This window comes from Stenotrophomonas sp. STEN020 (assembly GCF_056760195.1).
This window is the reverse complement of the sequence record NZ_JBRREI010000006.1, coordinates 116,296-129,431: the sequence shown is the minus strand read 5'-3', so window position 1 is coordinate 129,431 and position 13,136 is coordinate 116,296. Positions and strand designations below refer to the sequence as shown.

The 13,136-nt window shown below is 65.5% G+C and carries 6 protein-coding genes; 2 read left to right on the top strand and 4 right to left on the bottom strand.

Features of this window, described 5'->3' with window-relative positions; genetic code table 11:
• Positions 1-69 precede the first annotated feature (69 nt).
• The 4 genes from ribD to glyA all read right to left on the bottom strand — a co-directional run bounded on the left by ribD (position 70) and on the right by glyA (position 3,900).
• A complete protein-coding gene (gene ribD, locus ACVOLZ_RS04520) occupies positions 70-1,161 on the bottom strand; it encodes a bifunctional diaminohydroxyphosphoribosylaminopyrimidine deaminase/5-amino-6-(5-phosphoribosylamino)uracil reductase RibD (protein ID WP_481515231.1) in 1,092 nt (363 codons plus the stop codon).
• Positions 1,162-1,260: 99 nt separating this feature from the next.
• Complete coding sequence (locus ACVOLZ_RS04515) at positions 1,261-1,728, bottom strand: GNAT family N-acetyltransferase (RefSeq protein WP_481515230.1); 468 nt, start codon at positions 1,726-1,728, stop codon at positions 1,261-1,263.
• Between the two features lie 230 nt (positions 1,729-1,958).
• Positions 1,959-2,492, bottom strand: coding sequence for a transcriptional regulator NrdR (gene nrdR, locus ACVOLZ_RS04510; protein ID WP_481515229.1), 534 nt, complete (start codon positions 2,490-2,492; stop codon positions 1,959-1,961).
• 154 nt (positions 2,493-2,646) lie between these two features.
• Positions 2,647-3,900: a serine hydroxymethyltransferase gene (gene glyA / locus ACVOLZ_RS04505; RefSeq protein WP_481515228.1), complete on the bottom strand. Its 1,254-nt coding sequence runs from the start codon at positions 3,898-3,900 to the stop codon at positions 2,647-2,649.
• Between the two features lie 242 nt (positions 3,901-4,142).
• Here glyA and ACVOLZ_RS04500 point away from each other — a divergent pair, with 242 nt between their 5' ends.
• Together ACVOLZ_RS04500 and ACVOLZ_RS04495 are read left to right on the top strand one after the other, a co-directional pair.
• Complete coding sequence (locus ACVOLZ_RS04500; RefSeq protein WP_481515227.1) at positions 4,143-5,831, top strand: ShlB/FhaC/HecB family hemolysin secretion/activation protein; 1,689 nt, start codon at positions 4,143-4,145, stop codon at positions 5,829-5,831.
• Between the two features lie 10 nt (positions 5,832-5,841).
• A complete protein-coding gene (locus ACVOLZ_RS04495) occupies positions 5,842-13,098 on the top strand; it encodes an MBG domain-containing protein (protein ID WP_481515226.1) in 7,257 nt (2,418 codons plus the stop codon).
• Positions 13,099-13,136: the final 38 nt, after the last annotated feature.

Below are 13,136 nucleotides of genomic sequence, written 5' to 3'. Positions count from 1 at the left end.
CCCCCCGCCCCCCCGTGCCGCGTCTCTCCCGCCGCGCGGCGGCGTGCCCGCCGGGGCCCCCCCACTACATCATTGCGCTGGACGCAGCAGCAGCCGCAGGTCCGGCCCGATCATGCGTGCGTCGCGGGTCTCCAGCGCCACGGTCTGCGCCATCGAGTCGATCCCCAACCCCGCCAACAATGGCCGTGCAGCATCGCCCATCAGCAGCGGCGCCATGTACAGCAACAGTTCGTCGACCAAACCGACCTTGAGCAAAGCACCGCACAGGGTTGGCCCAGCCTCGACATGGACCTCGTTGATTCCGCGCGCGGCCAGCGCCGCCATCACTTCGGCCAGATCAAGCCGCCCATCGCCCTGCACGGCAACACCCGCAAACTCGGCGTCATCCAAAGCCGGTGCAGGCAACGCCGGATCATGCAGATACAACGTGGGCGCATCACCTTCGCGCACGCGCTCACATGCCAAGGTCCGCAGCCGGGCATCCAGCACCACCCGCAGCGGCGGCAGGAACTCGCCCGTATCTGGCCGTGCGGTCAACAAGGGATCGTCCGCCAACACCGTCGCCGCGCCAGTCAGAATCGCACCAGCACGCGCGCGCCACTGCTGCACATCGGCACGCGCTGCTTCACCGGTGATCCATTTGGATTCGCCGTTTGCCATCGCCGTGCGGCCGTCCAGACTGCCCGCCAATTTCACCCGCACGAACGGACGAGCACGCTCGATGCGCGACAGGAAGCCGCGATTGAGCTCGCGCGCCTGCGCCGCCATCAGACCCACGTCGGCCGTAATGCCGGCCTGCCGCAACAACGCAAAGCCGCCGCCGTCCACATCCGGGAACGGGTCAGCCATCGCTGCCACCACCCGGCTCACACCGGCATCGATCAAGGCCAGTGCACACGGCGGCGTGCGCCCGTAATGCGCGCAGGGCTCCAAAGTGACGTAGGCGGTGGCACCACGCGCCCGCTCAGCGGCCTGGCGCAGCCCGAACACCTCCGCATGTGGGCCACCGGCGCGCTGGTGCCAGCCCTCGCCCACCACTTCATCGCCCTGTGCGATGACGCAACCCACCATCGGGTTGGGCCGCGTGGTCCAGGCGGCACGCTCGGCCAGGCGCAGCGCGCGGGCCATCAGCAGGTGATCGGTGGCGGAGAACTGACTCATCGGTAAGACCTCATTGCGAATGCGGCACGCTGCTCGTTGCGGCAGCGGACGTCGGCAAGTGTATGCGCAGCAACGCCAGCATCGTCGCCGCAGTGCAACTCAGTGGTAGCCGGTGTCCACTGCCATCACCGTGATCGCCAGCGGCCCCAACTGCAGCTCGGTGTGCACGCGCCAGCCCAGACTCTGGTACCAGGCGACCAACGGCGGCTCGCAATACAGATACAGCACCGGCACGGCCAGCGCCGCTGCCTGTGCGACGCAATACGCGACCAACGCCGCGCCTACCCCTTTTCCGCGCGCAGCCGGACTGACATACAGCGAAGCCAACCAGGGCGACCAGCCACGGATCTGCTCGTGATCGTCGTGCAGCAGGCTGATCGAGCCCAGCCAGCCGCTTTCATCTTCGGCCAGCCAGGAACAGGGAATGCTGTCGCGCTGCTGCGCTCGCAGCTCGGCTTCGGCCTGGGCCACGGTCCACTCCGGCAGCAGGCTGCCGAATGCCTGCACATGGGCGGTAGCCAAGGCCGGCAGCAGTTCGGGACGGTCAATCAGATTGACGAACAGCATCGGGATTCAAGACCTGCAAAAAGAACGGCGCACACGGTACGTGTGCATCCATCGCGCTGCCAGTCTGGACATAGACCGCGTGTAGGAGCGGCGTAAGCCGCGAAGCCCACGTTGCTTGAGCCACAGGTAGCTGTGCCATCTGATGATCAGTCAGCTTCGCGGCTTGCACCGCTCCTACAGGCAGACAAATGCCAAGTCCGTGCATCATCTTCGCTGAAAGTGGTCGAAACTCAACGCTTTGCCGACTTCGCAGTCCTGCCATCCGGCGAACCCGCACCTTCCAACAAAGGCAGCTGATCGTTGTCGGCGGAATGGTCGCGCTCGAGCTTTTCAATCTCGTCGCGGAAATCGGCCACATCCTCGAAGCTGCGATAGACCGAGGCGAAGCGTACGTAACCTACATGATCAAGTTTGCGCAGCTCGTCCATGACGAAGCCACCGACCTTGATCGACGGCACTTCGCGCTCGCCGCACATGCGCAGCTGGTGCACCACTGCGCGTACCGCCGCCTCGATGCGTTCTTCGGACACCGCACGCTTCTGCAGCGCGCGGTCAAAGCCCACCCGCAGCTTGCGGGCATCAAAGGCTTCGCGCCCGCCATCACTCTTGATGATGACAGGCAGCTTGAGTTCGATGGTTTCCAATGTACTGAAGCGCTCGCCGCAGGCTTCGCAACCGCGACGGCGGCGGATGGTGGCGCCATCTTCGGAAACGCGTGAATCGATCACGCGGGTGTCGGTGTGCTGGCAGAACGGGCAATGCATGTTTCAAGCCTTGGACATCAGGCGCCGCGCATGCGACGTGGAAAACCTGTAACGCAGATACAACAAACCCCGGGCCGGGGCAAGCGCCCAACCCGGGGTGATGCGGTCAGCTCAGGGCAGAACGGGCGTCAAAACCACTGACACCCGACGTCGATCAGCCATAAACCGGGTACTTTCGGCACTGCTCGCTGACCGCATCACGTACGCGGGCAATGACAGCCTCATCGGCCGGTGCGTCCAGTACGTCGGCAATCCAGTTGGCCAGCGCAACGCAGTCGGCTTCCACGTAACCGCGGGTGGTGATGGCCGGGGTGCCCAGGCGCAGGCCCGAGGTCACGAACGGCGAACGCGGGTCGTTCGGCACCGAATTCTTGTTGACGGTGATATGGGCCTTGCCCAGCGCGGCTTCCGCGTCCTTGCCGGACACGTCCTTGCCGATCATGTCGACCAGCATCAGGTGGTTCTGGGTGCCGCCGGAAACGATCTTGTAACCACGCGCGATCAGGGTGGTGGCCATCGCCTGGGCGTTCTTCACCACCTGCTGCTGATACGCCTTGAATTCCGGCTCCAGCGCTTCCTTGAAGGCCACCGCCTTGGCGGCGATCACGTGCATCAGCGGACCGCCCTGGATGCCCGGGAACACGATCGACTGCAGCTTCTTCTCGATCTCTTCGCCTGCGCCCTTGGCGATGATGATGCCGCCACGCGGACCGCGCAGGGTCTTGTGGGTGGTCGAGGTGACCACGTGCGCGTGTTCGATCGGGCTCGGGTACACGCCGGCAGCGACCAGACCGGCGACGTGCGCCATGTCCACGAACAGGTAAGCACCGACCTTGTCGGCAATGGCGCGGAAGCGCGCCCAGTCGACGATCTGCGAGTAGGCGGAGAAACCAGCCACCACCATCTTCGGCTTGTGCTCCAGCGCCAGCCGCTCGACTTCGTCATAGTCGATCAGGCCGGCTTCGTTCACACCGTACTGGATCGCATTGAAGATCTTGCCCGAGGCATTGACCTTGGCACCGTGGGTCAGGTGACCGCCGTGGGCCAGGCTCATGCCCAGGATGGTGTCGCCCGGCTGCAGCAGTGCGAAGTACACGGCCTGGTTGGCCTGCGAGCCGCTGTGCGGCTGCACATTGGCGTAGTCGGCGCCAAACAGCTGCTTCAGGCGGTCCAGCGCCAGCTTCTCGGCGATATCCACGTACTCGCAGCCACCGTAGTAGCGCTTGCCCGGGTAACCCTCGGCGTACTTGTTGGTCAGCTGGCTGCCCTGCGCTTCCATCACCATCGGGCTGGCGTAGTTCTCGCTGGCAATCAGCTCGACATGGTCTTCCTGACGCTGGCACTCATCGGCAATGGCCTTGGCCAACTCGGGATCGTAGGACTCGATACGGGCTTCACGCGGGAACATCACAGCTCCTGGTACGGGGGCGAGGGAGCTGTCGATTGTAGCCCGTTCCAGCCACTCGGCTGCCTGTTCATTCGGCATCAGCTGCGCTGGGTGGCTAGGCTCATGACGTGATGGTCGTCACAAACAGCGCCGGTTACCTGATTTCGGTGATCGCCTCATGGCGGTTCCTACGGTTAACAGAGTAAGCCCGTGGCCTTCCTGGCACCCGGCTCTCCAGTTGAAACGTAAGGACTACCTCGCTGATGCGCTGCCCTGCCCGCTCCACCCAACACCGCTCCGCCCGCAGCCTTCGCGCCAGCGCGGTCGTGCTCGCCGCCACGCTGGCCTTGGCACTTGGCCAACCAGCCGCCGCGATGGCCGCCGATCCCGGTACAGCGCCCGCCGCCAGCGTGCAGGTCGCGAGAATCACGGTTGAGGGTGTTGGTGAGCATCCGGCCAACGGCATCACCCTGAGCGCGGTCGAGGCCGTCGCCAACCAGGCCCTGCGGGAGATCAGCTCGACGCTGCCGGCTGCTCTCAGCTTTTCCCAGATAGAGCAGATCACCGCCCGCATCACCCAGACCTACCGCGATGCCGGCTTCCTGGTATCGGTGGCCTATATTCCGCCGCAACAGATCGGTGACAGCCAGACCCTGACCCTGAAGGTCCTGGAAGGCCGGGTTGGGCGGGTGCTGGTACAAGGCAGCCGCCGTTACCGCGACGACCAGCTCAGCGCCAGCAGCCTGGGGCTGATCGGCCGCCCCCTGCGCAGGCCAGAGTTGGAACGCGCCCTGCTGTATGCCCGTGACCTGCCCGGCGTATCGGTCAGCTCGGTGCTGCAACCCGGCCTTGAGCCCGGCGACACCGACATCATCCTGGTCGCCGAGGACAGCGCCCATCCGTATGAGATCACCGCGGGGCTGAGCAACCATGGCACCGATAGTACCGGCAAGTACCGCGCCGAACTGGGCGTCAGCGCCTTCAACGCACTGGGTGCGGGCGATGTGCTGGCTGCCAGCCTGGGCTACGGACTGGACCCGGCCGACAGTTGGCAGGCCGCGCTTTCGCTGAGCATCCCCTCGTCCAGGATCGATGGCCTCAGCGCCACCGCCGGCGTCAGCCGCAGCGAGATGGAGATCAACAACGGGCCGCTCGCGGCCATGCAGCTGACCGGCCCCACCACCCTGTTCTACGCCGGCAGTGACTGGAAGTTCATCCAGCGCAGCAACCTGCAGGTACAGGCTTCGGCACGTTGGGTGCACGAACAGTCAACGCTGAATGCCTTGGGCATGCAGTTGTCGCGGCATACCTTTGATGTGATCGATGCCGGGCTGAGCCTGCGCCATACCGACCAGCGCTGGCGCGGCATCAACCTGGCACAGGTGTCGGTGCGCAAGTCGATCAACGACGAATCGCCGGCGTTGAACTGGCTGTATCCCTCGCATACCGCCTATTTCTGGATCGTGCGTGCCCAGCTTGCCCGCCTGCAGGCGCTGCCCGGCAACCAGCGGCTGCTGCTGCGCGGCAGCGCGCAGTTCACCGACGATGCGCTGACCCCGCTGGAACAGTTCAGCATCGGCGGCCCCACCAGCATGCGCGCCTACCCGTTGTCCAGCGCGCTGGATGATCGCGGTGTGCAGGCCAGCTTCGAGTACCAGCTCAGTGCACCAGGCTTTGCCGATACGCCTTCACCGTTCAATGGGCGGCGTTGGGGCGACCTGCTCGAGGTGAATCTGTTCTATGACTGGGGACGCAGTTCGCCGGCCGCAGCCAACCGGCGCCTGGGCGCCCTGCCCGTCACTCTGGAAGGCGCGGGCCTGGGCATAGGCCTGCGCCTGCCCTGGAAACCGGAGCTGCGCCTGGACATGAGCGCGGCCAAACCCACCGGCAGCTACATCGGCAGTGACCAACGCAGCACCCAGTACTGGGCGCGCATCAGCAGCACGTTCTGAGGACATCGACATGAACCACATCTACCGCCTTGTCTTCAACGCCGCCCTCGGCCAGATCCAGGTCGCCGCAGAATTCGCCAACGCACCGCAACGCCCAACGACGCGCAGCACGCGCGCCGGCAGGCTGCTGCCCTCGCTGCTGGCCACTGCAGTTTTCGCCGCCATGGCGCCGGCCGTGCAGGCCGCCAACCTGCCGACCGGCTTCGCACCGGTGCAGAACAGCGCCACCATGAGCCAGAACGGCAGCACGATGGTCATCAGCCAGAACGGCAAGGTCTCGCTGATCAACTGGACGGGATTCGATATCGCCCAGGGCAGCTCGGTGACCTTCGACATGCCGAGCACCGCGGCGGGGTCGATCAACATCATTTCCGGTGCCGCCTCCGTCATCAACGGATCGTTGTCCTCGGTCGGCAACGTCTTCCTGGTCAATACCAGCGGCATCGTGTTCAACAGCGGAAGCAAGGTCAACGTGGGCGGACTGCTGGCCACGTCGCTGCCGCCCATCATGTCCAACCTGGATGTGAGTGGAAGCGCGTCGCTGCCGGAGGTGTGGACCTTCACCGGCTCGGGCACGCCCGGTGCCATCATCAACCGCGGCAGCATCGACGCCGCCACCGGCGGCGTGAGCCTGATCGGCGCCATCGTCGAAAACAGCGGCGCCATCAACGCGGCGGGCACCGCCAGCCTGTTGGCCGCCAACAGCGTCAACTCCATCTTCAGGCAGCACGCCGCTCCCTCCGCGAACGACGCGGGCACCTGGGAGCACATGCTCACGGCGCAAAGCGCTGGCGGGGTGGTCGCCTCGGCCATCAACAACACCGGCTACCTGTCCGCCGCATCGGTGGACATGAAGTCGATGGTGCAGCCGGGAACGTTCTCCTATGGCATCAACTCCACCGGCGTGATACAGGCGCAGGGCGTCGTCGGCGGCAGCCTGGTGTTCAGTACGAACGCGCAGGCCAACATCGATTTCGGCATCGGCACCACAGCGGCTTCGATCAGCAGTAACAGCAGCGCACTATTCGCCCTTGGGACCGCGACCGCCGATGACATTTCACTATCCAGCGACGGCGCCCTCGAGCTGGGTGCGACGCTCAACAGCAGCAACATCACACTGCGTGGGACCAACATCACCCAGCAGCTCGGGCAGACCACCGGCGCCCTGAAGGGGGCCGTCACCGTTGACGCCTCGGGCAACGCTGCGCTCAACAGCAGCAGCAACGCCATCACCCGGCTGGGCGGCAAAGTGGATGGCAACCTGCAGCTCACCTCCACCACGGACGTGGTGCAGGCTGGCGCGTTGAACGTGGGCGCAACCACCACGCTCACCGGCCTTGCGGGCACCGGTGGCAGCAAGGCCGGGTTCAACTTCAACAACAGCGGCAACCTCTTCAGCGGCACCGTCAGTGGCAGCGGCGGAACGGTGCAACTGGGCAGCAATGCAGCCCTCCGGCTGGGCACCTTCAATGTGGACAGTCTGGCGGCCAGCGGCAGTGCGATCACCCTGGGCGGCGACGTAGAGAGCCGCAATGGGCAGACCTACACCGGACCGCTCACGCTTGGCAGCGACGTACTGCTGTCCAGCGCCCTGGGCGGGACGATCATCTTCGACAGCACCGTGGATGGTGCCTACGCGCTGAGCGTGGCCAGCCTCGGCGGCACAACGTTCAACGGCGCGGTAGGTGGCAATACCGCGCTGGCGTCCCTGCAATCCACGGGCGGCGGCAGCACCCGGCTGTTTGGCAACGTAACCACTACTTATGGCATCACCCTGGCGGGCAACCTGCTCCTGGCCGGCGACGTGGCGCTGACCAGCACCACCGACAAGGCCATCCGCATCAACGGTACGGTCGACAGCGTCGGCGGCGCGCGTGCCCTCACCGTGGACACCGATGGTCTCGCCGTTCTGGGCAGAAGCGTTGGCGGCAGCAGCGTGTTGTCCCGCTTCACCCGCATCGGTACCGGCGGCACCCAGCTGGGCGGCACCCTCAACGCCCAGGACAGCATCGCCCTGCAGGGCGGGCTCAGCCTGACCGCTGCGGGCGGCCTCAACAGCCAGAGCGGCAGCATCACCGTGGGCGGGCCCGTCACCTCGATCGGCCCGGCGTCCTTCGTGGCCGCCGGCGACATCGTGCTGGCCAACGCGCAGAACCAGTTTGGCGGCGCGGTCAGCCTGGCCGGCAACACGGTGAAGCTGGCGCAGCAGGGCAGCCTGCAGCTGGGCAATGTGGATGCGGTGGACCTGACGGTGAGCGCCACCGGCGCGATCAGCCAGGTCACCACGGACCGGATCAAGGCAACCGGCGCCAGCAGCATCAGCAGCGGCAGCGCGCTGAACCTCGTCGGGGCGGGCAACCGGTTCGACGGCACACTGTCCTTGCGCGGGGGCAATGCCGCCCTGGTCGCGACTGGTGCGCTGCGTCTGGGCAACGTGACCGTCGCATCGCTGGATGTCCGTGGTGACACCATCTACCTGCCGCACGCGGTAGACACGGTGGGGCTCCAATCCTATTCGGGCAACCTGTGGCTGAATGGAGACACCGTGCTGAGCAGCACCCTCGGCCAGCTCGCGCTGAATGGTACGCTGCAGGGTCCGTACGCGCTGTCGCTGGTGGCGGGCGGTCCGGGGGCCTACATCGGCGCGACCACCACTATCGGCGCGCTGTCGGTGAGTGGCGGGGTGACCCAGCTCGCCAGCAACGTCACCACGCAGGGTGACATCAGCCTGGGCCGTATCGAGGTCATCGGCGATGTCGCGCTGGCCAGCACCGGCGGCGCGGTGCGCGCGGCTGGCACGCTCAACGGGAGCAGCGCGGATACCGACTCGCTGACGATCAAGGCCGCCGGCGCGGTGGTCATCACCGGTGACACGGGCAGCGGCATCCGCCTGCACGATCTGTCCCTGGCCGGCAACGCGGTAGCTACCGCCGCAGTGAACGTCGGCAACGACCTGTCCATCGACAGCGTCACCAGCCTCACCCAGTCGGCGCGCTACTACGTGGGTGGAAACGCGGATTTCACCTCGCTGGGTAACATCACCCTGCAGAACACCGCCAACCAGTTCCTGGGCGATGTGGCGCTGAGCGGCAATACCGTCCAGATCGGCGGCCTCGGCGCGCTCACCCTGTCCGGCGTGGAAGCAACAACGCTGCAGGCAAATGCCGAAGCCCTGCTCACCCTGCGTGATGCCACCATGGCGCATTCCACGGCCTTGACCGGCGGAGCGGTGAGGCTGGATAGCGTGGCGCTGGGCCAGACCAGCACGGTCACTGCCACGGGCGGCAACATCAGCCAGGCCAGCGCCGTCGACGTCGACGGTGCCAGCACCTGGACCGCAACGGGCGACATCGTGCTGGGCGATGGCACCAACCAGTTCGGAGGCGCGGTCAGCGCCGCAGGCACCAACATCACCCTGGGCGCCGACAGCGCGCTGAACCTTGGCTCTGTCACGACGGCGGGCGCGGCCCGGCTCAGCGGTCGCGGCGTGCACCTGGGTTCCGTACAGGCGAACAGCCTGCAGGTGCAGAGCAACGCCGGCATCACCCAGGGCAAAGCGCTGGCGATGACGGGTACGGCCGGATTCAACGCCACGGGTGATGTGGTGCTGGACAACGTGGACAACACATTCGCTGCCGGCGTGCAGTTGTCGGGCCGCGACATCCGCATCGACAGCGCCGGTGGGCTCACCCTGGCCGGAGTGAACGCCACAGGCGACCTGCGCGCCACGGCCCACGCAGGCAACCTGCTGCAGAGCGCTGTGGTAAGCGTGCAGGGACGCAGCGACCTGGCGGCCAGTGGCAATGTGCAGCTGGACAACCCGGGCAACACGTTCGATGGCGCGATTGCGGCCGAGGGCCAGTCCATCCTGCTCAGGGCAGACGGCGACCTGGACGTTGAAAGCGTGCGCAACGGCAGCAATGGTGCCCTGCAGCTGGTGACCACCGGGGATATCGACCTGGGGGGCACCGCAGTCAACACCGGCACCAACCTGCTGAGCCTGCTGTCCAGTGCCGGACAGGTGCGCACGGCCACCGCGCTCACTGGCAGCCAGGTGTCGATCACCGGCGTGGAAGGCATCCGCATCGGCGGCGACATCACCGCCAACAGCCTGTCGCTGGTCTCCTCCCGAAACAATGTCGAACAGCAGGCCGGGCGCATCCAGTCGGGCACCACGCTGCTGGGCGCCGGGCTGGGCGACCTGCTGCTGGAGAGCACCAGCAACCGGTTCACCGGCGTGACCAGCCTGTCCGGGCGGGATGTGCGCGTGGCGGCGGGTGATCTCCAGCTGGGCACCGTGGCGGCCAGCCGCGACCTGCGCCTGGACAGCGACGGCAGCATCCAGCAGCAGGCACAGATGTCCGTTGGCCGCACGGCGGACCTGCGCGCCACCGGTGACATCACCCTGCAGCATGCAGATAACCGCTTGGATGGCCAGGTACAGATCGACGGCCGTGATGTACAGATCCATGCCGATGCCGGGTTGAATCTGCAAGCCGTCAACGCCCGAAACCTGGACGCACAAGCGGGCACTACGCTTGTCCTCGACAACGCCACCGTGAGCGGCGACGCCACTGTACATGGCCAGGAACTGCGGCTTGGGGATAGCCGCATCGGCGGCAATCTGGTCGCAACCTCACTGGGCACCATCCATCAAAGCGCGGCCCTGCAGATTACCGGTACCAGCCAACTCCAGGCCGGCGGCAGCATCCAACTTGAGCAGGCAGGCAACCACTTTGGTGGCCGGGTGGATATCGATGCCGCCTCGGCAAGTATCAGCAGCGCTGACAGCATGCAGTTGGGCAATATCACCACCACCGGCAATCTGCAGGTGGGTGCGAATGCAGGGCTGCGCCTGGACGGCCAGATACGCGCGGCGAATGTGGACCTGGCCACCGCCGGCGTTTTCGACAATCGTGCCGGCAGCAGCGCCATTGCCTTGACCGGGCCGGGGCGCTGGCAGGTCTACCTGGCATCTCCGTTCCAGAACCATGTGTTTGGCGGCCTTGACAGCGGCAATACCGCGGTGTGGAACGCCGCTGCCTTCACACGTGTGGGAGGCTCCGACAACAGGTACCTGTTCGCCTGGCAGCCGACACTGACGGTCACGGCAAACACGCTACGCAAGGTCTATGGCGACAGCATCGATCCGCGCAGTGCATTTTCCATCACCGGCGCCATGGCAGGTGCCACCGGCGCCTACCTGGCCGACAGCGTCACCGACCTGATAACCGGCACCCCGCTGCTTGCTTCGACAGGCGCATCAGCCACCGCCGGGGTGACGGCGACCCCGTACACCCTTGATGTCTCCGCAGGGACGCTGGATACCGGGACCAGCGGATATGCCCTTTCCTTCGTGCAAGGCGAGCTATGGGTTGACCCCAAGGCATTGACCATCACCGCCAACAACGGCGGCAAGACCTACGGGCAGACCGGTGGCCTCAATGGCTTCAGCAGCTCCGGACTGGTCAACGGTGACACCGTGTCCTCCGTCGACCTGGGCAGCACTGGCACAGCCACCACCGCCAATGTCGGCGACTACACCATCACTGCCAGCAATGCCGACGGCACCGGCTTGTCCAACTACGACATCACCTATGTCGACGGCACTTTGTCGGTTGGCAAGGCCGGGCTGACCATCACCGCAGGCAGTGGCAACAAGACCTATGGTCAGAGCGGCGGCTTCAATGGCTTCAGCAGCAATGGGCTGCTCAACAGCGACACCCTCACCGGCGTTGACCTGACCAGCAACGGCTCAGCCGCCACCGCCAATGTCGGCAACTACACCATCACGGCCAGCAATGCCGATGGCACCGGCCTGTCCAACTACGACATCACCTATGTCGACGGCACTTTGTCGGTTGGCAAGGCCGGGCTGACCATCACCGCCAACAACGGTGGCAAGACCTATGGGCAGACCGGTGGCTTCGCAGGCTTCACCAGCAATGGTCTGCTCAACGGCGACAGCGTTTCCTCGGTCGACCTGAGCAGCACTGGCGCCGCCGCCACTGCCAATGTCGGTGACTACACCATCACCGCAAGCAATGCCGACGGCACCGGCCTGTCCAACTACGACATCAGCTATGTCGACGGCACCTTGTCGATCGGCAAGGCCGGGCTGACCATCACCGCCAGCAACGGTGGCAAGACCTATGGGCAGACCGGTGGCTTCGCAGGCTTCACCAGCAATGGTCTGCTCAACGGCGACAGCGTTTCCTCGGTCGACCTGGGCAGCACTGGCGCCGCCGCCACTGCCAATGTCGGTGACTACACCATCACCGCCAGCAATGCCGACGGCACCGGCCTGTCCAACTACGACATCACCTATGTCGACGGCACTTTGTCGGTTGGCAAGGCCGGACTGACCATCACCGCAGGCAACGGCGGCAAGACCTATGGCCAGAGTGGCGGTTTCAATAGCTTCAGCAGCAATGGGCTGATCAACGGCGATACCGTCACCGGTGTAGACCTGGCCAGCAACGGCCGTGCGGTCACCGCCAATGTCGGCAACTACACCATCACCGCAGCCAATGCCGATGGCACCGGCCTGTCCAACTACGACATCACCTACGTCGACGGCACTTTGTCGGTTGGCAAGGCCGGGCTGACCATCACCGCCGGCAACGGCAGCAAGACCTATGGCCAGAGCGGTGGTTTCAATGGCTTCAGCAGCAATGGGCTGATCAACGGCGACACCGTCACCGCTGTAGACCTGGCCAGCAACGGCCGTGCGGTCACCGCCAATGTCGGCAACTACACCATCACCGCCGCCAATGCCGATGGCACCGGCCTGTCCAACTACGACATCACCTATGTCGGCGGCACGTTGTCGATCGGCAAGGCTGGGCTGACCATCAGTGCCAACAACACCAGCAAGCGTATTGGTCAGCTGTTGGCGCTCGATGGCTACCGCAGCAGTGGCCTGCTCAACGGCGACAGTATCGACAACGTTTCACTGTTCAGCGCTGGCAACAACGTCAACGCCCAGCCTGGCGCGTACGCCATTCTCGCCAGCGATGCCCAGGGCACCGGTCTAAGCAACTACGATATCAGCTACCAGGCCGGTAGCCTGCAGGTAGTCGGAGTAACGGCGGAGGCCGCAGCAGAACTGGCTCGCGCGGTGGTTGTTGGCCGCAATGATTCCCTACCTGTCAGCCGTCCCAGCGCCCTGCCAGCTCCATCTTCCACTGGCACCGGCATAACGCTTCCCCGCGGCATCTGCACACAGCTGGATGGAATGGACTGCCTGAGCCGGCAACCGGAATGATCCACGCCCGCTGAACACACCCGCTGAAACGGAAAAGG